This is a genomic window from Streptomyces sp. NPDC056479 (assembly GCF_042795335.1).
Taxonomy (GTDB): domain Bacteria; phylum Actinomycetota; class Actinomycetes; order Streptomycetales; family Streptomycetaceae; genus Streptomyces.
Map to the genome: position 1 here is coordinate 127829 of NZ_JBHTRZ010000004.1, position 23494 is coordinate 151322.

The following is a 23494-nucleotide window of genomic DNA, read 5'->3' on the forward strand; positions in this document are numbered from 1 at the left end:
TGCGTGCCGGGCGTCGGGGCGCAGGCGGGGGTTCAGAAACAGGCTCTCAGGTCCAGGGCGTCGCGACCAGCCGGATCCTCGCGTCGGCGCCGACGAGGGGGGCGGCGGTGGCGGGCAGCCGGATGTGGGCGACCCAGCGGTCGGGTGCGGGGTCCTCGTCGGCACGGGGGGCGCCGGCGGCGCTGTGGTCCCGGATGGCGCCTTCGATCTCCGAGTTCCAGGTGGCCCGGATCCCCTGGACCTCGGGGCCGGCGTCGGGTGTGCCCACGTCGATGACGAGGGTGTCGGCGAAGTCGGCGGTCTGTTCCAGATGGTCGAAGAGGTTGAAGAAGCCGCCCTGCTCGCGCAGGGAGATGAGCCGCAGCTGGAGGATGAACCGCATGGGTTCGTCCGTCTCCGCCCGCAGGCCGCTGTTGAGGAAGGTGGTGGCCAGCGGCACCGACACCTCCTGCCCGTCCGGCGGCGGGTCGAGCTGGAGCGGGCTCCAGTGGGCCGCGAGCCGCTCGTGCATCACGACGGGCAGCCCGCGCACCGAGAGCCGGGTCTCGGCCTGCCAGACGAGGTCGTCGTCGGCGGGGAGCCGGTAGTCGACCAGGGAGGCCTCGACCCGGGTGTCCCCGAACAGGAACCGTCGCAGGTTCTGGTAGCCCTCCTCGGAGTTGACCATGCCGTAGCGCCCGCTGTGGCTGCGGTGCACGAAGGCCCGCTGGGCACCGGGCACATACGCCCGCTCGATCTGCACGAGCCCGTCGCTGTGCGGGCCGACGGCGGGGGCCGACAGCCCGAGGGCGACGTCGTAGTCCGTCGGATTGGTGCCCACCAGACAGAAGACCTGCTCGAGGGGAAGCGCCCCCGGCCCCTCGGGCATCCGGCGGGCGTCCCAGCCCTTTGGCGGACCGCCGGGGACCGTCTGCGCCTGCGGGGTGAGGTACTCGTACATCCGCCGTGGCCCGAAGATGTCCGCGCCCTGGATGCCGAGCCTGTCCCGCATCCGCTCCAGCAGGCCGCCGCCGAGGTCGAAGGTGATGCCGCCGTGCGGGGTGCCGTACGTGAAGAACTTCGCGACGCAGTCGGCGGCAGCGCGCCCCCGGTCGGGCAGGACCTTCTGGAGCAGGCACCGGCAGATGAGCCCGCCCATGGAGTGGGCCACGAGGAGGACGCCGGGTGCGCCGGTCTTCTCGCGCAGCCGGTCGATCAGGTCCAGCAGATCGGCGGCGGCGTTCTCCAGCCCGTACTCCTGGGAGCTGCCGCCCCAGGTGGTGGCCGAGCGGTCGTAGAAGCGATGGACCCAGACGGTGTTGGCGGGGATCTGCGTGTGCTCGGCGAGATAGGTCTCCTGGCTCCCCTTCACCAGCAGTTCGTAGCCCTCGTCCAGCAGCAGACGCAGCAGCGGGCTCTCGAACTGATGGAAGAGCGGCTGGTTGTGCGCGCCGACGCGGACGTGGGTGGAGCCCTCGTTGAAGCCGTAGAAGGGGTCGTCGACGGCTTTGTTGATCCCTCCGGTTCCGCCGGCGAAGCCTCGGACGTAGACGAGGGGAAGTCTGCGGTTGTGGTCCACGCCGTGCCTCCATCAGACCGGGGTTCTCTCCTCCTGAGTAGAGGAACCCCGGAACCACGGCCTCCAGGAATAGCCCATTTCGGTGACGCGGGGGCTCACCGCCCTTCCCGCACCACTCATGCACCGCTCCGGCCCTACTCGCTCCGGCCGTACTCGCTCCGGCCCTACTCGGGCACGACGAGCCCCATCACCTGCTCCACCGTCTCGTTGCCGAGGCTCGGGGTGGTCGCGGGGTTGTCCGGGCGGTGTCTGAGGCCTTCCGGCAGGATCTCCAGACAGCGGCGCCAGATGTCCGGCCGCTTGCCGGGGGTGAACCTGGTGGCCGCGCTCAGCATGTGCTGGATGACGGGGATGTCGGAGGGGGTGACCTCGGGGCGCAGCCGACCGCTCTCCTGGGCCCGCTGGATCAGGGCCTCCAGGAACGGGGGCATGCCGCCGCGCGCGGCCTCGAAGGGCCCGGAAACGCCGGCGATCTCGCCGCTCCCCGGCACACCCACGAGCGCTGGTGACGCGTCCCACGCCACGCGAACCGAACTCCGGCCTCGTCGCCCCGTCTTGGCAGCCATGTCCCCGCGGCAGCAGGAGGCCATCGAGTCCCCGGCGCCTGGCTGACCAGTCCACGGGACACCTACGCTGGGGCCGCATGAGATCACGGTTCGGTGTGGGTGAGGTGATCGTCCGGCGGGAGATCCTGGACGGCCGCGAATGGCTGGTGTACCCCGTGCGGGTCGCCGATGACGACGAGGACGCCCTAGCCGTCTACCTGGCCCAGGGCACGCCGCTCACCTTCGGGCGGGGCGACTTCCGCTGGGGCCCGCACCCCTGGATCGAGTTCGAGCACGTGTGGCCGTCCAGCGGCGTCCTCCAGCTGCAACGGCCGGGTGACGGCTACTCGGTGTGGGGTCGCTGGGAGGAGGGGGTGCTGCGGGAGTGGTACGTCAACTTCCAGGCCCCGCTGGTCCGTACGGAGCGCGGGTTCGACACGCTGGACCACGAACTGGACCTGATCATCCCCGGGGACGGTTCCCCGTACCGGTGGAAGGACGTCGAGCACTTCGAGGAACGGGCCCGCACGGGCGGCTTCGACACCGAGGAGGCGGCCGCGGTCCGGGAGGCCGCCTCCTGCGTGGTGGATCTCGTCGAGCGCGGGACGTGCTGGTGGGAGCGGTGGCGTGACTGGCGGGCACCGGCCGAGTGGGGGGTGCCGGATGCGGTGCCGCCGGCGCGGGACCGGACCGGTCACGGCGATCGGCCGAACTGAGCCGCGCGACCGCGACCGGTCCGCCCCGGGCCTCGGTCGTGGGCGGCGTCGAGCAGCAGGCGGGCCTCGACGCGATTGGCGGGGACACGGACACGCTGGGCGGCGTCGGCGTGCGGGGCGTCCGCCGTGACTCCCCCGAGCCGACGGGGTCCGGGTAGACGACGGTGAGATACCGCTCCAGCTCGGGCATGCGCAGAGTGAAGGCGTGGGGGCCAGGCGTCAGTCGAACGGACGTCGTGGTCGTGGGATGGCCATCGGGTCTCCGATTGCTGCGGGCGTTGCTGGCGCGGAGCAGACACGGAGGGGAGGGGGAAGTTCGACGCCGACGTGTGACCTGGGTCACATGACCGTAGAGCAACGGCGGGAGGCGCACCCGGGCTGTACGTGATCGATCCCGACGGGGAAGCGGCAGACGAGTCGGGCTGTACGCCGGGTTCTGTTCCCCAGGTTCCTCGCGGAGCCCAGGGCGACGGCCATCCATCTAGGGCCGGCGTTGCCACCGGCCTCGTGCGGTCTACCCGCGGACTCGGGCGGGCTGCCCTCGAACGTCCGCGCAGGGCCGCCTGTTACGGCGGCCCCTCTTGACCTTGCTCCGGGTGGGGTTTACCTAGCTGCCCAGGTCACCCTGGGCACTGGTGGTCTCTTACACCACCGTTTCACCCTTACCGAGGACCGAGGTCCCCGGCGGTTTGCTTTCTGTGGCACTGTCCCGCGGGTCACCCCGGGTGGCCGTTAGCCACCACCCTGCCCTGTGGAGCCCGGACGTTCCTCGGGAAGCCCCCTGAGGGACTTCACGCGGCCGCCCGCCCGGCTCGTCTGCCGTGTCGACCATGGTACCGGTCGAGCGTCCCTGCCGGGTCCGCCGCTCTCCCCCGCGCCCGCCCCACCGCTGTTCCCCTTGCCCGCCCCACCGCTGTTCCCCTTGCCCGGTCCGCCGCTGTTCCCCTTGCCCGGTCCGCCGCTCTCCCCGCGCCCACCCCACCGCTCTCCCCGTTACCCAGTCAGCCGCTCTCCCCCGCGCCCGCCCCACCGCTCCTCCAGTTACCCAGCCCGGCGGTCTCCCCCACGCCCGCCCCACCGCTCCTCCCCTTGCCCGGCCCGGCGGTCTCCCCCACGCCCGCCCCACCCGCGCTCCCGGACCCTCCGCCCGTCGCCAGCACCGACCCCGCCAGGATCAGGGCGAAGGCCGCCGCGATCCCCGCCGTGAGGCGTTCGTCCAGGAAGACGGCGCCCGCCGCCACCGCGACCGCCGGATTGACGTATGTGAAGACCGTCGCCCGCGTCGGACCGGCCTCCTTGATCAGTTCCAGGAAGGCCACGAAGGCGACCGCTGTGCAGATCGCGCCCAGGGCGGCCAGGGCCGTCAGGGTCTCGGTCGAGGGCATCGAAGAAGGCCAGGTCAGCGCCGCCGCGGGGGCGTACACCAGCGCTGCCAGGGTCAGGCAGGCCGCCGTCAGGTGGAGGGACGGCACGTCCCTGAGCCAGCGCGCCGCGATCAACGGGGCCGTCGCGTAGCCCAGGACCGTCAGCAGCACCTCCGCCAGGGAGCGGGCGTCGCCGCCCGTCAGGTGCGGGACCGTGAGGGTCGCTACGCCGGCCAGGCCCAGGGCCAGGCCGGTCAGGCGGCGGAGGCCGAGGTGTTCGGTGGCGCCGAAGAAGCGGGAGAGAGCCACGCCGACTATCGGGACGCCCGCGATCAGCAGGCCCGCCGTCGAGCTGGACAGGTGGCGCTCGGCGTCGGTCAGGGTCCACCAGGGGCCGATGATCTCTATGCACGCGAAGGCCAGCAGGGGGCGCCAGTGGGCCCGTATCGTCCGGGACAGGCCGCCCTGGCGGAGCGCGAAGGGGAGCAGGAGCGCGGCGCCCAGTGCGCAGCGCGTGAACACCACCATGGACGGGGAGACCTCCTCCACCGCCACCTTGATCATCAGATAGGGGATGCCCCAGACCACGCTCATCAGGGCGAACAGGAACCAGCCGCGTGCAGTCATGCGGCGAGTTTCGGCCCCCTCACCACCTGCTGTCTTGAACGCTGTTGCGGTACGCCGCCGGGGTCACCCCGAGTACGCGGCGGAACCATCGGGTGAGGTGCGCCTGGTCCGCGAAGCCGACGATCCCGGCGACCTCGGCGGGCCGCAGGCCGGACTCCAGCAGCGCGCGGGCCCGGTTCACCCGGTGCTGGGCCAGCCAGGCGTAGGGCGGTATCCCCATCGTCGTACGGAAGGCGCGCAGGAGCTGGTAGCGGGACAGGCCCAGTTCGGCGGCCAGGTCGGCGAGGGCGGGCGGGGCGGTGAGTTCGTCGGCCAGGCGGTCGCGGACCGTCCTCGCGATGTGATCGGCGCCGGGCACGGTGTCGCTCACCCCGCGTGCCGTGGAGTGGCGGCGGGCGAGGGCCGTCAGCAGCCACGGGACGCGGGACTCGGCCTCCAGCGGGTCGGGGCAGGCGGCGAGTTCGGTGTGCGCGAGGCTCAGGGCGGCGGCCAGTTCCGGGTCGTCGAGGAGAGGGGCGCGGAAGTACGGCACGGCGGTGCCGAGGGTGCCGTCGCTCAGGAGCGACGGCTCGGCGTACAGGGCCCGGTAGGCATAGCCCCCGGACTCGGCCGGACCGCCCGTGTGCATCTCGCCCGGTGCCAGTACGACGATGGAGCCGGGGGTGGGGCGGATGCGGCCGCCCCGGTAGTCGATGATCTCGCTGCCTCCGACACAGACGCCGATCGTGAACTCGTCATGGGCGTGCGGGGCGTAGACGTGCCGGTCGAAGCGGGCGGTCAGCAGATCGAGCGGAGGGCCGTCCCGGCCCAGCCTCGCCCTGGTCCACAGCGCCTGTTCACCCACGTCGCACCTCCCTGCATCCTCCCGGAGGTGCAACGCCAGTGGCGTCAGAGAAAGTCCGCGGTGTCCAGCTCGAAGCCGAAAGGCTCGGGGAGTGTGAGCGGCTTGCCCAAGGGGCGGGTGCAGTGCTCGCGATAGTCGTCCCTCTCAGGTCCGCTGAACAATGTGACCGACGAGGCTTCGCGGTCGACAAGCAGGGAGAGAGGGATACCGCCGCGGGCATAGCAGCGGCGTTTGGCCTCGCGGTCCGCTTTGGGCTTGGTGGACGTCACCTCCATCACCATGGCGACGCCGTCGCAGGGCATCCAGGAGTCGGCGCCCCGGTAAAGCCGCAGCTCGCGGGGGGCGAAGGTGCCGTCAGGGATCACGTGGTTCTTCGGGCAGCCATCACCGCTCTGCAGCTTCAGGCCCTTGTTGCCAGAGAACTGCATCCTGGTCCGGGATCGCACGTACACCTGCTCCACGATCAGTTCGATGTAGTCCTCGTGCTCCCCGTCCGGCGGCGGCGTCACAACGATCTCCCCCTCGATCAGTTCTGCCCGGAAACCCTCCGGGGTGTCGAGGGACAGGAAAGTCGCCAGCAGTCCTTCAGCCGGCGTGATCGGCTCATGAGCCACGGCAGTCATGTCGCGCCCCTCCTTGGGTCGCTCGCCAGACTGGGACATCGGAAGATCACCTGTCCGTGAGATCGGGAACCGTTCCCTCGATCGTGGCACACGGCCGACGTCGCCGTCAGGCACCGGGCCGTCCGCTTGACCCTGCCGCAACGTCAACGTCTCTACTGGTCCCATGCGGATCGGAGAACTCGCCGCCGCCGTCGGTGTCACCACCCGGACGGTGCGGCACTACCACCATCAGGGGCTGCTGCCCGAGCCGGAGCGGCGGCCGAACGGGTATCGGGAGTACACGTTGCGGCACGCCGTCGTGCTGGCGCGGATCCGGCGGCTGACGGAGCTGGGGCTGGGGCTCGCGGAGGTACGTTACGTGCTCGCGGAGGACGCCGGGAAGGATCTTGTCGAGGTGCTCACCGAGCTCGATGAGGATCTCGCCCGGCAGGAGGACGCCATCCGGGAGCGGCGGGCGCGGCTGCGGGCGCTGCTGGCGACGGAGGGCGCGGTCACCGCCGAGGGGCCCGTGTCGCCGCGGCTCGCGGCGCTGTTCCAGGACATGGCCCAGGTCTCGGACTCCCCCATGGCCGCCAAGGACCGCGAGATGCTCGCGCTGATCGAGACCACGGCGGATCCCGAGGGGAGGGAGCAGCTCATGGGCGCGCTGGGGGACGCGCTCACCCGGCCGGGCGGCAAGGACCGGGCCCTCGCCGCCTACGCCCTGCTGGACGACCTCGCCGACGCGGACCCCACCGACCCGCGCGTGGACGAGGCGGCCCGCGCCCTCGCCGACTGCGTGCCCCGCGACATGCTCCCGGACTCGCTGGACGTCGACCCCGACAACAGCTTCCTGCGCGCCTTCTACGCCGACTTCGCCCCGGCGCAGGCCGAGGCGATCCGCGGCACGCTGCGGATTCTCACGGAAGGGCACGGACCATGATGCGGACCGCGCTCACCCTGCTGCGGCACGAGCTGCGGCTCGTCGCCAGTCTCTGGCTGTGGGCGGCCCGGCGCCGGCACGGGCTCGGTGACGGCACCGGCTTCGGGTACGCGCGCGGCCAGGGCACGATGATGCTGGGATTCGGTTTCGTGATCGTGATCGAGTCGATCATGATGTCCGTACTGCTGCGGAACCACCCGACCGTGCAACGGGTGTGGTTCATGGTGGACATGTACACCCTTGTGATCATCATCGGGATGCACGCCGCCTCCGTCGTACGGCCGCACGTCCTCGATGCCGGCCACCTGCGCGTCCGGCGTGCCGCGCACGTCGATCTGCGCATACCGCTGGAGAAGATCGCCCAGATGCGGCGCGAGCTGCGCACCACCCATGAACGGGCCGACGGCGAACTCAACCTCGCCATCGGTGCGCAGACCACCGTCACGCTCGAACTCGCCGAGCCCGTCGCCCACTTCACCTTCCTCGGCCGCCGGCGCGACATCCATCTCGTCCGCTTCCACGCCGACGACGCCGACGGCCTCGTCAAGGCGGTCACACGGGCGCGAAGCGCACCTTCGCCGATCCCGGATCTGCCTGTGTGAGGCGGACCCGGAGCCGCTCTCCGAGCGGAAGGCGGTCCGTGCCCTCGATCCGGCCGATGATCGCCGGAGACTCCAGCTGCACCGTCCCGACGGCGGGGTGACGGTCCTCGACCTCCACCACACAGCCGTCGAACACCTCCCCCACCCGGTCCTTCAGGAGCGCCGCCTCCACGATGTCCAGGCACTCCCGCTCGACCGTGCCCGCGCGCCGGGTGCCCTCGGCCATCCGGGCCGGCAGCGCGTCGAGGGCGGCGGGCACCCACTCGGGCACCGGTCGGCCGGCGACCGCCGCCAGGCAGATCTCGGACGCGTACCGGTCGGCGAGGCGGCGCAGCGGGGCCGTGCAGTGGGCGTAGGGGGCGGCCACGGCGGAGTGGGTGGTCAGGGGCGGGAGGGCTCCGTCGCTGAAGACCGTGTAGCCGGCGCCGCGCAGCAGCGTCGTGCACTCCTGGAGGAAGGCCGCGTGATGCGGGCGGTGCGGGTCCAGGGAGCGGACCAGCGAGGCGTAGGAGACGTGGTGCGGCCAGTCGATGTGCAGGGCGTGCGCGGTGCGGCGCAGACGGCCCACCGCGCCGTCCGGGGCGGCGGGGAGGGTGCGCAGGATGCCCGTGCCGTGGGCCAGCATCAGATCGGCGGCGGCCATGCCGGTCAGCAGGGAGATCTGGGAGTTCCAGCCGTCGGCGGGCAGCGGTGCGCGATAGGCGAGCTCGTAGGTGTGATCGCGCTCGACGATCTCCTGCTCGGGCACGCTGAGCGAGATCCCGCCCCGCTCCACCTCCAGCCGCTCCCGCAGCTCCCCGATCTCCTTCAGCAACGCCAGCGGCTCCTCGGCCGTCCCCGCGTCGATCTCCTTCTGCACGCCCGCGTAGTCGAGCCTCGCCCGGCTGCGGACGAGGGCCCGGCGGACGTCGACGGTGAGCGTACGGCCGTCCCCGTCGAGGTCGATGGTCCAGAGGACGGCGGGCCGGTCCCGGTCCGGGAGCAGACTCGCCGCGACCCCGCTCAGCGGCTCGGGGTGCAGCGGGATCCGCAGGTCCGGGAAGTAGAGCGTGGTCACCCGCCGGTGCGCCTCCCGGTCGAGCGCGCCCGTCGGTACGACGAAGGCGGCGACGTCCGCGATGGCGTACCGGACGCGGTAGCCGGTGCCCTGCCGGGACAGGTGCATCGCCTGGTCGAGGTCGGTGGAGGTGGGCGGGTCGACGGTGAAGAAGGGGAGGTCGGTGGCGTCGTACGGCGGGAGGGCCGGGGCCTTCGCGGCCTGCTCGGCCTCCGCCAGCACCTCGGGCGGGAAGCTTCCGGGGACGCCGAGTTCGTTGCGCAGCGCGGTGAGGGCGGCCCGGAGGGGGGCCTCGGGGGCGCCGGTCACGCGGATGTGGCGGCGGGGCATGAGTCGAGCGTAGGGCGAGGGCCGTCGACGGGCACGCCGTACGCTGTGGCGGAGTTCGACTGAAGGAGTACGTGTGCTTGTCCTGCTGCCGCCTTCCGAAGGCAAGGCCCCGTCCGGTCGGGGTGCGCCGCTGAAGCTGGAGTCGCTGTCCCTGCCGGGGCTGAGCGGGGCCCGCGAAGCCGTGCTGCGGGAGCTGGTCGAGCTGTGCGCGGGTGATGAGGACAAGGCACGGGACGTACTCGGGCTGAGTGAGGGGCTGCGGGGCGAGGTCGCCAAGAACTCCGGGCTGCCGACGGCGGGTGCGCGGCCGGCCGGCGAGATCTACACCGGGGTGCTGTACGACGCCCTCGACCTGGCGTCGCTGGACGCCACCGCGAAGAAGCGGGCGACGCGGTCGCTGCTCGTCTTCTCGGGGCTGTGGGGAGCCGTGCGCGTCAACGACCGTATTCCCTCCTACCGCTGCTCGATGGGCGTGCGGCTGCCCGCCCTCGGGGCGCTCGGGGCGCACTGGCGGGCGCCGATGGCCGACGTGCTGCCCGAGGCGGCCGGGGACGGGCTGGTGCTGGATCTGCGGTCGTCGGCGTACGCGGCGGCGTGGAAGCCGAAGGGCGAGACGGCCGGGCGGACGGCGACGGTACGGGTGTTGCACGCGCCGACCCGGAAGGTCGTCAGCCACTTCAACAAGGCGACGAAGGGGCGGATCGTACGGAGCCTGCTGACGGCGGGTGCCGCGCCCAAGGGTCCGGCGGAACTGGTGGAGGCGCTGCGGGACCTCGGGTACGAGGTGGAGGTGGAGGCGCCCCAGAAGGCCGGGAAGGCGTGGTCGCTGGATGTGCTGGTGACGGAGATCCACTGAGGGTCGGCTGCGGCCCATTGCAGTCTGCGCAACGCACTTTGCGCGGGCTGCTCGCCGTGGGCAGGATGAGGCCATGACCTCAGTCCTGGATCTCGCGCCCGTCGTCCCCGTGGTCGTGGTCGACGACCCCTCCGACGCCGTACCGATGGCCCGGGCCCTCGTCGCGGGCGGGCTGCCCGCCATCGAGGTGACGCTGCGGACGCCGGCCGCGCTGGAGGCGATCCGGGCCATCGCGGACGCGGTGCCGGAGGCGGTGGTCGGGGCCGGCACGGTGATCACGCCGGAGCAGGTGACGCGGGCGGTCGAGGCGGGGGCGCGCTTTCTGGTGAGCCCCGGCTGGACGGATCTGCTGCTGGAGGCCATGCGGGCGTCCGGGGTGCCGTGTCTGCCGGGGGTGTCGACGACGTCCGAGGTGGTGGCGCTGCTGGAGCGCGGGGTGCGGGAGATGAAGTTCTTCCCGGCCGAGGCCGCGGGCGGCACGGCGTATCTCAAGTCGCTGTACGGACCGCTGCCGCAGGCCCGGTTCTGCCCGACCGGCGGGATCGGTCCGGCCACGGCGCCCGACTACCTCGCCCTGCCCAACGTCGGGTGCGTGGGCGGGAGCTGGATGCTTCCGGCGGACGCGGTGGCCGCGCGGGACTGGGCGCGGATCGAGGGGCTGGCGCGTGAGGCGGCGGCGCTGGGCCGCTCAGGCGCGCAGGTGTGAGGTGTCGTTGAAGAGGCGGACGCTGGCGTTGCCGTCGGCGTAGTACGCCACCGCCGAGAGGGCGGCCGCCGAGAGTTCCATGCGGAAAAGCGACTCGGGCGGGGCGCCCAGGGCGAGGCGTACGAACGTCTTGATCGGCGTGACGTGGCTGACGAGGAGGACCGTGCGGCCCGCGTACGCCGCGATCAGCTTGTCGCGGGTGGCGGCGATACGGGTCGCGGTCGCCGCGAAGCTCTCGCCGTCGCCGGTGGGCCGGGCCTCGGGGTCGGCCAGCCAGGCGTTGAGGTCGTCGGCGTGGCGTTCGCGGACCTCGCCGAAGGTGAGGCCTTCCCAGGCGCCGAAGTCCGTCTCGCGCAGCCCGTCGTCGACGGTCACGTCCAGGCCGAGGTGGGCGGCGACGATGCCGGCGGTCTCCCGGGTACGGGCCAGCGGCGACGCCACGACGGCCTGGATGGTGCCGCGCCGGGCAAGGGCGGCACCGGCCCGCTCGGCCTGCTCCCGGCCGACGTCGGAGAGGGACGGATCGCTGCCGCCGCTGCCCGAGAACCGCTTCTGCGGGGTGAGCGGCGTCTCCCCGTGCCGCAGCAGCACGAAGGTGGCCGGTGCACCCATGTCGGCGGGACCCCAGCCGGTGGAGGGCGCGGCCACGGTACGCGCGGCCCTGACATCGGCCGCACGCGCGTCAGCCGCCTGAAGCTCCGCCGTGGACGCCGATGCCGACCAGGGCTCCCCCCGCTTCCCGGCGTCCATCGCCTCGTTGGCCAGCCGGTCGGCGTGCTTGTTCTGCTCTCGCGGGATCCACTCGTACGTCACCTGAGGAGCCGGGAAGACCTTCGACGCCGCGAAGGCGAGCGGCTTCATGTCGGGGTGCTTGATCTTCCAGCGGCCCGACATCTGCTCGATGACCAGCTTGGAGTCCATACGGACGTGGACCATGGCCGTGGGGTCGAGTGCGTGCGCGGTACGCAGGCCCGTGATCAGGCCCCGGTACTCGGCGACGTTGTTCGTGGCGACGCCGATGTACTCGGCCACCTCGGCCAGCGTCTCACCCGTGGCCGCGTCGATCACGACCGCACCGTAGCCCGCGGGCCCCGGGTTGCCCCGTGACCCGCCGTCGGCCTCGACGATGAACTCCCGCACGGCACAGGCTCCTAGAGTCCGGACTCGGCCGTACGCACCAGGATCCGGCGGCAGTTCTCGCAGCGCACCACCGTGTCGGGCGCCGCCGCGCGGACCTCGCTCAGCTCGGTGATGGCGAGCTCCTGGCGGCAGCCCTGGCAGGTGCGCTGGTACAGCTTGGCCGCGCCGATGCCGCCCTGCTGCTGGCGCAGCTTGTCGTAGAGCTTGAGCAGGTCCGCGGGGACCGACCCCGCGATGACCTCGCGCTCCTTGACGACCGTGCCCACCTCGCCGTCGATCTCCTCGAAGGAGGCGTCCCGGCGGGCGGTCGCGTCGTCGACCTTCCCCTGCACGGCACCGACCCGCTCGGTCAGCTCGGCGACCCGCTCCTGCGCGGACTCGCGGCGCTCCATGACCTCCAGGACGATGTCCTCCAGGTCGCCCTGCCGCTTGGCGAGGGAGGCGATCTCGTGCTGGAGGTTCTCCAGGTCCTTCGGGGAGGTGACGGCGCCGGAGTCGAGGCGCTGCTGGTCGCGGACGGCGCGCTGGCGCACCTGGTCCACGTCCTGCTCGGCCTTGGTCTGCTCGCGGGAGCAGTCGCTCTCCTCGGTCTGCGCGGCCACGAGCAGGTCGCGCAGCTGGGTGTGGTCCTTGGTCAGCGACTCGATCTCGGCGAGCTCGGGCAGCGACCTCCGCTTGTGCGTGAGCTGCTGGAGGCGGACGTCGAGGGCCTGGACGTCGAGGAGTCGGATCTGGTCGGCGGGCGCGGCGTTCAGTTGGGGGCTCCTGATGAATCAGTGATGGCGGACGCCGCGTGGGCGGTCCAGGGGTCGGTGACCGTCTTGGAGACGTGGACGCGCAGGTCCCATCCGTTGCGGTCGGAGATCTCGTCGAGCTGGGCGGCGGCCAGCTCGCACCAGGGCCACTCGGTGGCCCAGTGCGCCGCGTCGAGCAGCGCGAGAGGACTGTGGGCGCGGGCCTCGGACGCCGGGTGGTGGCGCAGGTCCGCGGTGAGGAACGCGTCGACGCCCGCCGCGCGTACGTCGTCGAAGAGGCTGTCGCCGGAACCGCCGCTGACGGCGATCGTGCGGACCGTCGCCTCGGGGTCGCCGGCCACGCGGATGCCCTGCGCGGTGGCGGGCAGCCGCTCGGCGGCCTTCAGAGCGAGCTCGCGCACGGTGAGCGGGTGGTCCAGCTCGCAGACCCGGCCCAGACCACGGCGACCCTCCGGGTCGGTCGGGTCCGGCACCAGCGGTCGTACGACGCGCAGGTCCAGCGCGCCGGCCAGCGCGTCGCTGACCCCGGGGTCTGCGATGTCCGCGTTGGTGTGCGCGACGTGCAGCGCGATGTCGTTCTTGATCAGCGTGTGGACGGCCCGGCCCTTGAAGGTGGAGGCCGCGACCGTCGTCGTACCGCGAAGGTAGAGCGGATGGTGGGTGACCAGCAGGTCGGCGTCCAGCTTCACCGCCTCGTCCACGATCTCCTGGACCGGGTCGACGGCGAACAGAACCCGGGAGACCTCCTGGTCGGGCTCGCCCACGACGGTGCCGACCGCGTCCCAGGACTCGGCCCGCTCGGCGGGCCACAGGTTCTCCAGCGCGGCGATGACTTCAGACAGACGGGGCACGAGGGACAGGCTACCTGGCTGGTCCCTACGGCCGTACCGGCGCCGGAGCGGCCGGATCGCCTCCGGGTGGCCGTCCGGCACCACCCCTTGCTCCGCTCAGCACACACGCCCCCGTTCCCTCAGGCGAATCGTTCCTCTGCCACCCCTTTGTGTGAAGCCGAACCTCCCCGGTCCCACGCCTGTGCGTGCGAAAACTAGCTTCGTCACTGGAGGTGACCGGACCATGACGGCCTGTGCGATCGAGCCTGCGGCGGAGCACGAGGACGGCGACGCGCCTCGGGCGGGATGCGCCATCACGGCGGACGGTTCCTACGCCGCCCGCCTCGCGCCGGCGGGCGACTGCTGGTTCCCGGAGCGCTGGACCCTGGACGGCCCCGAGCCCTACGCCGTGCCGCTGCCCTCCCACCAGCCGGAGGAACCCGGCACCGAGGTGCAGCCGATGGGCGACGGGCGGGTCCTGATCCGGCGCCCGACCGACGGACGGCACGTGTTCTCGCTGCTGTATCCGACCGGGCCCGGCACGGGTGAGCTGCCGCTGGGCTCGGTGCAGTGCCCGGAGGAGGGGACCCGGCTGCGGATGCTGCCCCCGGCGCCGGGCGGCGACCACGCGTTCGCCCTCGCGGTGGGCCGACGCTCCAGCGCGGTGTGGCTGGTGGCGGGAGGCGCCTTTGGGCCGGAGCACGTGGCGCAGATCCCGGGGCGCTGCTCGGGCGGGGTGTGGCTGGACCGGGAGGGGCGGATGCTGGCCCTCGACCGGGAGTCCGCGGGCCGTACGAAGGCGGTCGTGGTCGATCTGGGGCGGGGCGGCGAGGTGTCGCCGCTGCTGCAGATCGCGGACGGCAGCGACGACCGGGTGCTGCTCGCCGACCCGGACAGCGGGCTGCTGCTGATCCGCTCGGACGCCCCCTCGCCGGGGCGGGAACGGCTCGGCTGGGGTGTGCTGGGCAGCACCCTGCCGGTGCGCTTCCCGGAGTGTCTGCGCATGCCGGAGTGCGTGGTGACACCGTTCGCGATCCAGCCGGGGCAGGTGCTGACGCCGGAGAGCTGCGGGGTGGCGCTGCGTGTCGACGGGCCGGTCGGCAGCTGGGTCGGGGTGTGGCGGCCCGCCGAGCGTCAGGTGCGTCATCTTCCGGCGCCCGAGGGGTGGTTGGCGGGTGCCGGGTGGTGGACTCGGGACGGAGTGCTGCAACTGCCGTATGCCACGGCGGAGGTGAGGTGCGGGGTGGCTCAGGTGGAGGTGCCCGAGGAGCCCGGGGCGGCTGTGCGGGAGGCGGAATCGGCGCGGGCGAAACCGTCGGAAACGGAGCCTCCGGATCCCGTCGCGCCCCGCCCTGTGCCGTTGCAGCAAGCCCCGTTGGACGGTCTTGTAACGAAGTAGTGGCGGTTGGCGTGGCCGTCTGGATTCGGCCCATGGTCGGCCGGTTAAACTCGCCCGGCTGTAAGAAAGATCATGTTGACGGGGTGAGTTTTCCGATGAGCAACGCCAGCACGACCCAGCCGGGGCCGGCCGACGTTCACGACGTTCAGAAGGCCTCCGGCCACGGCAGGCACCGGGGTCAGGTCTCGGCCCACGAAAGCGAGACGGCCCCTCGCGGCCGTCACCGCAAGCAGGCCGAGGAGACCGAGACGGCGGCCTGACGCCGCGCGGGCAACGGCGTACGGCCCTGTTCCCTTCGGGGAGCGGGGCCGTACCCGTTTCCTACGCCCGCTTGAGGCCCAGCACCTCCGCCGCCGCGAACGTCTCCGCCGCCGGCTGTGCCGCGTAGTGCGGACCGAGAACGGCGTCCAGCTCGTCGTAGGTGAAGGCCTCCTGCTTGCTGTCGAACTTGGCGGCCACCCGCGGCCGTTCGACGACCGCGACCATTCCGCCGTGCACGACGAGCAGCTGCCCGTTGATCCGGGCGGCGGCCGGGGAGGCCAAGTAGCCGACGAGCGGGGCGACATGCTCGGGGGCGAGCGGGTCGAGCCCGTCCTCGGGCCGGTCCAGGCCCGCGAAGACGTCCTCGGTCATACGGGTGCGGGCGCGCGGGCAGATGGCGTTGGCCCGCACGCCGTACTTGGCCAGCGCGAGGGCGGTGGAGGTGGTGAGGCCGACGATGCCGCCCTTCGCCGCCGCGTAGTTGGGCTGCCCGGCGGATCCGGCGAGGAACGCCTCGGAGGAGGTGTTCACGATCCGCCCGTACACCGGCCCTCCGGCCGCCTTGGACCGCTCGCGCCAGTGCGCGGCGGCGAACCGGGTGGTGTTGAAGTGTCCCTTGAGGTGGACCCGGATCACCGAGTCCCACTCCTCCTCCGCCATGGAGAAGACCATGCGGTCGCGCAGGATGCCCGCGTTGTTGACCAGGATGTCCAGCTTGCCGAACTCGGTGATCGCCGACCCGACGAGTTCACGGGCCTGTGCGAAGTCGGCGACGTCCCCGGTGTGCGCGAGCGCCTTGCCGCCCGCCGAGCGGATCTCGGCGGCGACCTCCTCGGCGGGGGCGGCGGAGGCCTCGCCCGAGCCGTCCCGGCCGGGCTGTCCGTAGTCGTTGACGACGACGGCCGCGCCGAGCCGGGCCAGCTCCAGTGCCTCGGCCCGGCCCAGGCCGCGTCCGGCGCCGGTGACGATCGCGGACAGGCCCTCCAGTGGCAGTGACATCCTCGTCCCTTCGCAGCCGGTGGTTCAGATCTCGATGCAGGTGCGCAGTGCCGTACCCGTGCGCATCTGGTCCAGGGCCTCGTTGATCTCGGCCAGCGGCACCCGGTGGGTGATCAGGCCGTCCAGGTCGATACGGCCGGCGCGCCACAGGGCGATCGTCCGCTCGTAGGAGCGCAGTACGTCGCCGCCGCCGTACATCGACGGCAGGATGCGCTTCTCGTCGAAGAACAGCTCGAACATGTTGAGCTGGAGGAAGTCGTCCATGGCGCCGGCGCCCACCACGACGAGGGTGCCGCCGCGCCGGGTGTTCTCGTAGGCGGTGCGGGCGGTGGCGGACCTGCCGACGACCTCGAAGACGTAGTCGAAGCCCTCGCCCGCGGTGACCTGCTGCTTGGCGTCGGCCAGCTCGTCCGGGGAGATGGCCCTGGTGGCACCGAACTTGAGCGCGGCCTCGCGGCGGGAGGCCACCGGGTCGACGGCGACGATCTCGGCGGCCCCCCTGAGCCGGGCGCCCTGGATCGCCGAGATGCCGACGCCTCCGCAGCCGATGACGGCGACCGATGAACCGGCCTCCAGGTCGGCCGTGTTGAGCGCCGCGCCGAGTCCGGTGGTGACGCCGCAGCCGATCAGGGCCGCGATGTCGAAGGGCACGTCGTCGGGGATCGGCACCGCACAGCCCGCCTCGACGACGACCTCCTCGGTGAAGGTGCCGGTGCCCGCGAAGCCGAAGACATCGCCGCCGGGGCGCTTGAAGTTCGGGGTGCCGGCGTTCATGAACCCGGCCAGGCACAGTTCGGTCTGCCCCCGCTTGCACGCGGGACACGCACCGCAGGCGGGCAGCCAGCACAGGACGACCCGGTCGCCCGGCTTCAGGTTCCGTACGCCCTCCCCGACTTCGAGGATCTCGCCGGCCCCTTCGTGCCCGGGTACGAAGGGTGCGGGCTGGGGCAGTACGCCGTTCATCGCGGAGAGGTCCGAGTGGCACAGCCCGGTGGCCCGTACCCGGACCCTCACCTTGCCGGGGCCGAAGCCCACCGCCTCGACGTCGTCGAGGACCTCGAGCTTGTCCTGGCCGATCTCGTGCAGTACGGCTGCTCGCATGGTGCGGCTCCCCTCAGGTCATACGGAGTTCAGGAGTGTTCGACGACGGTGTCGGCGAGGACGGGTGTGTCGTCCCGTTCCACCGAGCTCACGGCGACCCGCACGGCCCCGTCCCCGGGCCACATGCGGATCCGCAGGGTCTCCCCCGGGTACACGACCCCGGCGAACCGGGTGACGTACGACCGCACCCGCGTCACGTCCCCGCCGAGCAGCGTGTCGACGACCGCCTTGAGGGTCATGCCGTAGGTGCACAGCCCGTGCAGGATGGGCCGTTCGAACCCGGCGACCTTGGCGAACTCCGGGTCGGCGTGCAGCGGGTTCCAGTCGCCGGAGAGGCGGTAGAGCAGGGCCTGGTCCTCGCGGATCGGCCGCTCGAGGGTCCGGGCGGGCTGGCCCTCGGGGGGTTCGGTGGGGGTCCCCCCGCTCGAGCGAAGCCGAGAGTGGGGGAGGGCGGACGGGCCCCGGTCGCCGCCGAAGCCGCCCTCTCCGCGGATGAAGATCTGGGCGTCGTTGGTCCAGAGCGGGCCCTCGGCGTCGGCGACTTCGGTGCGCAGCACGAGAACGGCCGCCTTGCCCTTGTCGTACACGGCGGGGACGCTGTGGGTCGCGGTGGCGGTGCCCGTCGCCGGGATGGCCCGGTGGAGGACGAGGGTCTGTCCGCCGTGCAGGACGCGGGCGAGGTCGACCTCGATACCGGGCATCGACAGTCCGCTGATCACGCCGGGCGAGCCGGAGCCGGCGACGGTGGCGAAGCTCGGCAGGACGTGCAGCCGGGACTCAAGGGTGTAGCGCAGTTCGTCGGGGTCGGTGGCGGGAAGGCCGGCGCCGATGCCGAGGTGGTACAGCTGGACGTCCTTGGAGTTCCAGGAGATCTCGCCGGTCCGGGGCTCGGCGGCGAGAGCCTTGGCTGCGTCGATGGGCATACGGCTCCTGACGGTGGCGGGGGTCAAGACCTCGGTACGGCCGTCCGCACCGTCGGCCGCACCGAGGTCGTCGCGGGCCGTTCTAGAACGCGTTCCAGTCCGGCGCCCTCTGTATAGCCGAGCGCTCCGCAGTTGTGAAGGCTTCTGACGCCGTGTCAGGTCGGTCGGGCTCCCCGCCACGGCCGGCTCGGCCGCCCGTGACATTTGTCCTGCCGGATCGCGTACAGCCGCCACTGCCGCGCGACGGCCCGGGTCCGTACCGTCGATGCCATCGGTTCGTACCCGACAGGGGGCAGGGGCATGGCCTGGTTGCACAAGACCCGCGGGAGCTCGTGCGAGACGTTCAGGGACGAGCGCAGCCCCAACGGCTACAGTCTGCTGCCCTGGCTGCTGATGGGCATGGGCGCCTTCTCCAATCTGTTCCAGGGGGAGACTCCGGACCCGTGGATCGGCGGGCTCGGGCTGCTGACCTTCAACTCGCTCTACATCTACGTCTCGTTCCGCTCCTTCGTGAAGGAGAAGCGGGAGGAGACCTCGACCCGGGTGGCACTGGTGCTGCTGGGCCTGGTCACCTGCGCGCTGGCGCTGGCGTACGGCGGCAACTGGCTGCTGTTCTTCCCGCTGCTCGGGCTGGCCACGGGCGCGGCCGTGCGGATGCCGCAGCTGCGCCCGGTCGGACTGGTCGTGGGTGTGCTGGCCGGGGCCGTCTCGGTGGCCCACGACGGCTGGGGCGGCCTCGACATCGCGTACGCCACCTGGATCTCGACGATGGTGACGGCGGCGATCCTGTCCCTGTCGGAGGCGGTACGGGAGCTGCGCACGGCCCGCGAGGAGCTGGCCCGGCGCGCCGTGGAGGAGGAACGCCTGCGTATCTCCCGCGATCTGCACGACCTGCTCGGCCACACGCTGTCGGTGATCGTCGTGAAGTCGGAGGCGGCACGGCGGCTGGCCGCCGGGGACGTGGCGGCGGCGCAGTCCCAGCTCAACGACATCGAGGCGGTCGGCCGCCAGGCGCTCACGGAGATCCGCGAGGCCGTGACGGGATACCGGCAGGGCAGTCTGAGTACCGAGCTCGACCGCGCGGTCTCGGCACTGCGGGCCGCCCGCATCGAACCCGTCGTACGCCGCTCCGGCCCGCCGCTCACCTCCCAGACCGAGGCGCTGCTGGGCTGGGTGGTGCGCGAGGCGGTCACGAACGCGGTACGGCACAGCGGCGCGAGTAGGTGCGAGATCGTTCTGTCGGGCAGCGGGGAACGGGTGCGGCTGATGGTGTCGGACGACGGGGACGCGTACGGGTGCGGTGACGAGCCGGCCGACCGGGCGGGGACCGTCGGCGGCACGGGCCTCAAGGGCCTGACGGAACGACTGACCACGGCCGGCGGCACCCTGACGGCGGGGCCGGGACCGCGCCAGGGCTTTATAGTGACGGCGGAACTGCCGGTGGAGGCCGGAGAGTTGACGGCGGAGTCGGTTCGGTTGGCCGTCGGATAGGCCGGCGGAGCGGGCAGGCGGCACGGTGGCCGGCGTCAGGGGCGCGGTGGCCGGCCCGATCGGCCCCCGCAACCCACACCCGCACCCCGTCGTACCTGCCGCCGAAAAGCCCAGAATCACCCTGCCGCACAGGTCCGCCGGATCACCACCGACATGCCCTCGCACGCCCGTACGCCCGTACGTCCCACACGCCCTACCCTTGGCCCGTGAACGAGATGCCGCGGGACCATCGGCCCGCCAAGTCCATCCGGGTGCTGCTGGCCGAGGACCAGGGCATGATGCGCGGAGCTCTCGCTTTACTGCTCGGGATGGAGCCCGACATCCAGGTCGTGGCGCAGGTGTCGGCCGGGGACGTGATCGTGGACGCCGCCCTCACCCACCGCCCCGACGTCGCCCTCCTCGACATCGAACTCCCGGGCCTCAGCGGCCTGGACGCTGCTGCCGAGCTGCGCGACCAGGTCCCCGACTGCCGGGTGCTGATCCTGACGACGTTCGGCCGCCCCGGCTATCTGCGCAGGGCCATGGAGGCGGGCGCCGCCGGCTTCCTGGTCAAGGACGGCCCCGTGGAGGAACTGGCCGTCGCCGTCCGCCGCGTGCTGACCGGCGAGACGGTCATCGACCCGGCGCTCGCCGCGGCGGCCCTGAGCGCCGGCCCCAATCCCCTCACCGCCCGTGAACGCGACGTCCTCAACGCCTCGACGGAGGGCGCGACGGTCGCCGACATCGCCGCCAAGCTCCACCTGTCCGAGTCCACGGTCCGCAACTACCTCTCCTCCGCCATCGGCAAGACCGGCACCCGCAACCGGATGGAGGCACTCCGGGAGGCACGGCAGCAGGGGTGGCTCTGAACAGGCGGCGAGGCCCCTCGCGCCCCGGGGACGAGCCGTCTCGGCCTCCTTACTTCGTCACCTCCGCCGACTTGTAGGCCGTCCCTTCGGGGGCAAGGCACACGAACCAGTTCACCGGGGACCCGTCCGCCGGGCGGATCACGAAGTCGTCACTGTTGACGCCATGGGCCGCGGACACCACGGGCACGTCGGTCGTCGAGCCGTCCTGCCAGGCGCAGGTGACCTGCCGGGCCGTCACGGCGACCTGGCCGACGACCAGCCGGTTCGGGCCGCCGGAACCCGGTCCCAGGGGCACCGCGGCGGTCTCGATGTCACGGCCCGACAGGGAGTCCGCGCTGGTGAACGCGTCCTCGATCATGACCTCGTCCTTCACCGCGTCGCCCTCTTCGCGCAGCACGAAGTACGAACTTCTGCCGATGAGTTCGGAGGAGTCGCCCACATTCGTCGGGATGCGCCCGAACTCGGCCATCGCGGCCCACTCGGCCCGCGCCTCACGCTCGTTGCGCGGCGCCTCCCAGACATCGATGACCACCCGCCACTCCTTGCCTCCGTCGGTTCCCGCCGCGAGCAGGGTCCGCGAGGGCGTGCGCACATCCGGCGCCGGCTCGGTCGGCGGGCTGGTCGCCACCGAGGAGCCCCGGCTCCCGTCGCCGCCCGGCATCCCCGCCACCGCCAGCGTGCCCGCCGAGCCCACCAGCACCAGGGCCGTCGCCGTCGCCACCGCCCAACGGCGTGCCTTGCGGCGGCGGCCGCCCCGGAGCACCGCGTCGTAAGGGGCTATACCGATCTCGACCTCGTCCGCGGCGTCCGCCAGCAGCAGGGCGATGTCCGTGTGGGTCATGTCGTGGCCGCTCATGCCGTGGTTCGTCTCCCGGTGCGCGCTCATCAGCTCCGCCCTCCCTGCGTCACCATCTCGGCCAGTCCCGGTATGGCGCGGAGTTTCGCGATCCCCTTGGCCGCGTTGCTCTTCACCGCGCCGACGGAGCAGCCCATCGCCTCCGCCGTCTGTGTCTCGGTCAGGTCCTCCCAGTACCGCAGGACCACCGCCTCCCGCTGCCGTGGCGGCAGTTGGGCGAGGGCCGGCAGCAGGGCATTGCGGTCCTCGGCCTGGGCGATGTGGTCGCCGGTGTCCGCGATCTCGCGCACCAGGCCCGAGTCGTCCTTCGGCGCGAGGAACTCCCTGAGCCTTCTGCGGTGCTTGCGTGCGTGCGCGTTGATCATCACGCGCCACACATAGGCCTCCGGGTCGTCGGCCGCGCCGACCCTGCGCCAGGCCACATAGACCTGTTCGAGCGTCGACTGGACCAGATCCTCCGCGGCGTGCTGCTCCCCCGTGAGGAGAAATGCCGTCCGCAGCAGGCGTGGCCAGCGGCCGATGACAAAGCTCTGGAACTCCGAGTCCCGAGCCGCCTTGCGATCCCCCATGGGCACCTCCCTAGATATTCAAAGGAGTCCATGGACCACCCGGATCGTTGCCTCAGGACGCGGACGTTTTTCTCGGCAGCCAGACCAGCATCAGCAACGTCCCCACCAGCAGCACCACCGTCGACGTACGGAACACCAGCGCGTAGCCGTCGGTCAGCGCCCCCGGCGCCCCGCTGCCCCGCGAACGGGCCGCCGCGAGCGTCGACATGACCGCGAGTCCCAGTGAACCGCCCATCGTGCGCGAGGTGTTGACCAGCCCGGAGACCAGTCCCGCCTCCCCCGGCCGCGCCCCGGACGTGGCCAGCGCCGCCAGTGGTGTCGCCGCCAGTCCCGCACCCAGCATCATCAGGATGCCCGGCACCATGATCGACGTCAGATACCCGCCCTCCACGCTCAGCGTCGACTGCCAGCCGAAGCCGACCGCCGCCACGAGCGTCCCCGCCGACGCCACGCCCCGCGCCCCGAACCCCCGCATCAGCCGCGGCGCGAGCTTGGAGCCGAGGATCACCGCAAGGGAGCTGGGCACCAGTGCCAGGCCGGCCTCCAGCGGGGTGTAGTGGAGCACGTTCTGCACGTACAGCGTCATGAAGAACCACATGCAGAACATCGCCGACCCGCACAGGAACATCGCGACGTTCGCCGACGCCACCGCCCGTAGCCGCAGCAGCCCGAGCGGCATCAGCGGGGCCGCCGTACGGGCCTGGACGGCGAGGAAGGCGCCGATCAGGGCGAGACCGGCGAGCAGCGGCACGACCGTGGCCCGTGCCGTCCAGCCCGCGGCCTCCGTCTGCGAGATGCCGTACGCCAGGGTTGCCAGGCCCGCCGTCACCAGGACCGCCCCCGGCAGATCCAGCCGCCGCCGGTCCCCCGCCCGGCTCTCGTTGAGCCAGAGCACGGCACCGGCCAGCACCACGGCCCCCACCGGCACATTGATCAGCAGGACCCAGCGCCACGACAGCAGATCCACCAGCACCCCGCCGACCAGTCCGCCCGCCGCACCGCCGCCCGCGCCGACGGCGGTCCAGGTCCCTATGGCCCGCGCCCGCGCCGCCCCCTCCGGCACGGCGGCCGTCAGGATCGTCAGCGTCGAGGGCGCCAGCACCGCCGCGCCCAGCCCCTGCACGGCCCGCGCCGCCAGCAGTTGCCAGTCCTGCTGGGCCAGCCCGCCGGCCAGCGAGGCCAGCGTGAACAGGCCCAGCCCGACGAGGAACATCCGCTTACGGCCGTACAGGTCACCGGCCCGCCCGCCCAGCAGCATGAAGCCCGCGAACGCGATGGCGTAGGCGTTCACCACCCACTGCAGGCCCTGCGCGTCCAACCCCAGATCGGCCCGCATCGACGGCAGCGCCACATTCACGACGGATACGTCGAGCACCACCAGGAACTGGCCGGCGCATGCGAGCGCCACCACCAGCCAGGTGGGAACGGTCGTACGGCGAGGGGCACGGGTGACGTCGGCGGCTTCGAGCATGGGTGTCATGCTCTCAACCACCGACGCTCCTGGCATCAGGAATTCGCCCTAGGCCCGGTCCTGGTGGACCTAGGACCATGTCCCGGGAGGCGGCTTCTCCC

The 23494-nt window shown here is 72.2% G+C and carries 24 protein-coding genes and 1 other RNA gene; 9 read left to right on the plus strand and 16 right to left on the minus strand.

Annotation, left to right across the window (positions count from 1 at the left end; all coding sequences use genetic code 11):
- Window positions 1-46: 46 nt before the first annotated feature.
- Together ACFQ6S_RS17105 and ACFQ6S_RS17110 are read right to left on the minus strand one after the other, a co-directional pair.
- A complete protein-coding gene (locus ACFQ6S_RS17105; protein ID WP_383409603.1) occupies window positions 47-1558 on the minus strand; it encodes an esterase/lipase family protein in 1512 nt (503 codons plus the stop codon).
- A 164-nt stretch (window positions 1559-1722) separates the two neighbouring features.
- Complete coding sequence (locus ACFQ6S_RS17110; RefSeq protein ID WP_383409606.1) at window positions 1723-2082, minus strand: hypothetical protein; 360 nt, start codon at window positions 2080-2082, stop codon at window positions 1723-1725.
- 119 nt (window positions 2083-2201) lie between these two features.
- Here ACFQ6S_RS17110 and ACFQ6S_RS17115 point away from each other — a divergent pair, with 119 nt between their 5' ends.
- Window positions 2202-2819, plus strand: a complete 618-nt coding sequence (locus ACFQ6S_RS17115; protein WP_383409609.1) for a DUF402 domain-containing protein — start codon at window positions 2202-2204, stop codon at window positions 2817-2819.
- A gap of 409 nt (window positions 2820-3228) precedes the next feature.
- Here ACFQ6S_RS17115 and rnpB read toward each other — a convergent pair.
- From rnpB to ACFQ6S_RS17135, 4 genes are all read right to left on the minus strand, one after another.
- An RNA gene (rnpB, locus tag ACFQ6S_RS17120) (RNase P RNA component class A) lies at window positions 3229-3634 on the minus strand.
- 186 nt (window positions 3635-3820) lie between these two features.
- Window positions 3821-4810 carry a DMT family transporter gene (locus ACFQ6S_RS17125; RefSeq protein WP_383409612.1) on the minus strand — a complete coding sequence of 330 codons (990 nt, stop codon included), beginning with the start codon at window positions 4808-4810 and terminating at the stop codon, window positions 3821-3823.
- A gap of 19 nt (window positions 4811-4829) precedes the next feature.
- The gene (locus ACFQ6S_RS17130; protein WP_383409615.1) at window positions 4830-5654 is read right to left on the minus strand and encodes an AraC family transcriptional regulator; all 825 of its coding nucleotides are present in this window, start codon (window positions 5652-5654) and stop codon (window positions 4830-4832) included.
- A 44-nt stretch (window positions 5655-5698) separates the two neighbouring features.
- Window positions 5699-6277 (minus strand): Uma2 family endonuclease, encoded by a 579-nt coding sequence (locus tag ACFQ6S_RS17135; protein ID WP_383409617.1) that lies wholly within the window; start codon window positions 6275-6277, stop codon window positions 5699-5701.
- A 163-nt stretch (window positions 6278-6440) separates the two neighbouring features.
- Here ACFQ6S_RS17135 and ACFQ6S_RS17140 point away from each other — a divergent pair, with 163 nt between their 5' ends.
- A complete protein-coding gene (locus ACFQ6S_RS17140) occupies window positions 6441-7199 on the plus strand; it encodes a MerR family transcriptional regulator (protein WP_383409620.1) in 759 nt (252 codons plus the stop codon).
- Window positions 7199-7801, plus strand: coding sequence for a hypothetical protein (locus ACFQ6S_RS17145; protein WP_383411255.1), 603 nt, complete (start codon window positions 7199-7201; stop codon window positions 7799-7801). The genes ACFQ6S_RS17140 and ACFQ6S_RS17145 overlap by 1 nt, the downstream gene beginning before the upstream one ends.
- Here ACFQ6S_RS17145 and ACFQ6S_RS17150 read toward each other — a convergent pair.
- Entirely contained in the window at window positions 7752-9188 is a 1437-nt protein-coding gene (locus tag ACFQ6S_RS17150; RefSeq protein ID WP_383409622.1) for an RNB domain-containing ribonuclease, read from the minus strand. The two genes, ACFQ6S_RS17145 and ACFQ6S_RS17150, sit on opposite strands and share 50 nt — an antisense overlap.
- Window positions 9189-9261: 73 nt before the next feature.
- On the opposite strand from ACFQ6S_RS17150, the gene yaaA reads away from it, so the two are divergent.
- Window positions 9262-10044 (plus strand): peroxide stress protein YaaA, encoded by a 783-nt coding sequence (gene yaaA, locus ACFQ6S_RS17155; RefSeq protein WP_383409625.1) that lies wholly within the window; start codon window positions 9262-9264, stop codon window positions 10042-10044.
- A gap of 73 nt (window positions 10045-10117) precedes the next feature.
- Window positions 10118-10750 (plus strand): bifunctional 4-hydroxy-2-oxoglutarate aldolase/2-dehydro-3-deoxy-phosphogluconate aldolase, encoded by a 633-nt coding sequence (eda, locus tag ACFQ6S_RS17160; protein ID WP_383409628.1) that lies wholly within the window; start codon window positions 10118-10120, stop codon window positions 10748-10750.
- Here eda and ACFQ6S_RS17165 read toward each other — a convergent pair.
- From ACFQ6S_RS17165 to ACFQ6S_RS17175, 3 genes are read right to left on the minus strand one after another with little or no spacing between them, the layout of a single operon-like run.
- Window positions 10733-11890, minus strand: coding sequence for a bifunctional RNase H/acid phosphatase (locus tag ACFQ6S_RS17165; RefSeq protein WP_383409631.1), 1158 nt, complete (start codon window positions 11888-11890; stop codon window positions 10733-10735). The genes eda and ACFQ6S_RS17165 overlap by 18 nt on opposite strands.
- 11 nt (window positions 11891-11901) lie before the next feature.
- The gene (locus ACFQ6S_RS17170; protein WP_383411257.1) at window positions 11902-12645 is read right to left on the minus strand and encodes a zinc ribbon domain-containing protein; all 744 of its coding nucleotides are present in this window, start codon (window positions 12643-12645) and stop codon (window positions 11902-11904) included.
- Complete coding sequence (locus ACFQ6S_RS17175) at window positions 12642-13496, minus strand: Nif3-like dinuclear metal center hexameric protein (RefSeq protein ID WP_383409634.1); 855 nt, start codon at window positions 13494-13496, stop codon at window positions 12642-12644. The genes ACFQ6S_RS17170 and ACFQ6S_RS17175 overlap by 4 nt, the downstream gene beginning before the upstream one ends.
- Window positions 13497-13719: 223 nt before the next feature.
- Here ACFQ6S_RS17175 and ACFQ6S_RS17180 point away from each other — a divergent pair, with 223 nt between their 5' ends.
- Window positions 13720-14874: a hypothetical protein gene (locus ACFQ6S_RS17180; protein ID WP_383409637.1), complete on the plus strand. Its 1155-nt coding sequence runs from the start codon at window positions 13720-13722 to the stop codon at window positions 14872-14874.
- 95 nt (window positions 14875-14969) lie between these two features.
- The gene (locus tag ACFQ6S_RS17185) at window positions 14970-15134 is read left to right on the plus strand and encodes a hypothetical protein (protein WP_383409640.1); all 165 of its coding nucleotides are present in this window, start codon (window positions 14970-14972) and stop codon (window positions 15132-15134) included.
- A 61-nt stretch (window positions 15135-15195) separates the two neighbouring features.
- Here the strand turns inward: ACFQ6S_RS17185 and ACFQ6S_RS17190 are convergent, their stop codons facing one another.
- Genes ACFQ6S_RS17190 through ACFQ6S_RS17200 form a run of 3 tightly spaced genes read right to left on the minus strand, consistent with a single transcriptional unit; the run spans window position 15196 to window position 18158 of the window.
- Complete coding sequence (locus ACFQ6S_RS17190; protein WP_383409643.1) at window positions 15196-16134, minus strand: 3-oxoacyl-ACP reductase; 939 nt, start codon at window positions 16132-16134, stop codon at window positions 15196-15198.
- A gap of 24 nt (window positions 16135-16158) precedes the next feature.
- Window positions 16159-17235, minus strand: coding sequence for a Zn-dependent alcohol dehydrogenase (locus ACFQ6S_RS17195; RefSeq protein WP_383409646.1), 1077 nt, complete (start codon window positions 17233-17235; stop codon window positions 16159-16161).
- A 29-nt stretch (window positions 17236-17264) separates the two neighbouring features.
- Window positions 17265-18158: a MaoC/PaaZ C-terminal domain-containing protein gene (locus ACFQ6S_RS17200; protein ID WP_383409649.1), complete on the minus strand. Its 894-nt coding sequence runs from the start codon at window positions 18156-18158 to the stop codon at window positions 17265-17267.
- A 300-nt stretch (window positions 18159-18458) separates the two neighbouring features.
- Between ACFQ6S_RS17200 and ACFQ6S_RS17205 the strand changes: the two genes are divergently transcribed.
- Together ACFQ6S_RS17205 and ACFQ6S_RS17210 are read left to right on the plus strand one after the other, a co-directional pair.
- Complete coding sequence (locus tag ACFQ6S_RS17205) at window positions 18459-19649, plus strand: histidine kinase (protein WP_383409651.1); 1191 nt, start codon at window positions 18459-18461, stop codon at window positions 19647-19649.
- A 215-nt stretch (window positions 19650-19864) separates the two neighbouring features.
- Complete coding sequence (locus tag ACFQ6S_RS17210; protein WP_383411260.1) at window positions 19865-20497, plus strand: response regulator; 633 nt, start codon at window positions 19865-19867, stop codon at window positions 20495-20497.
- Window positions 20498-20546: 49 nt separating this feature from the next.
- Here ACFQ6S_RS17210 and ACFQ6S_RS17215 read toward each other — a convergent pair whose 3' ends face one another.
- Genes ACFQ6S_RS17215 through ACFQ6S_RS17225 form a run of 3 tightly spaced genes read right to left on the minus strand, consistent with a single transcriptional unit; the run spans window position 20547 to window position 23402 of the window.
- Window positions 20547-21383, minus strand: coding sequence for a hypothetical protein (locus tag ACFQ6S_RS17215; protein WP_383409654.1), 837 nt, complete (start codon window positions 21381-21383; stop codon window positions 20547-20549).
- Entirely contained in the window at window positions 21383-21922 is a 540-nt protein-coding gene (locus ACFQ6S_RS17220) for a SigE family RNA polymerase sigma factor (protein WP_383409657.1), read from the minus strand. Before ACFQ6S_RS17220 ends, ACFQ6S_RS17215 begins: the two co-directional genes overlap by 1 nt.
- A gap of 52 nt (window positions 21923-21974) precedes the next feature.
- A complete protein-coding gene (locus ACFQ6S_RS17225) occupies window positions 21975-23402 on the minus strand; it encodes an MFS transporter (protein WP_383411263.1) in 1428 nt (475 codons plus the stop codon).
- Window positions 23403-23494: the final 92 nt, after the last annotated feature.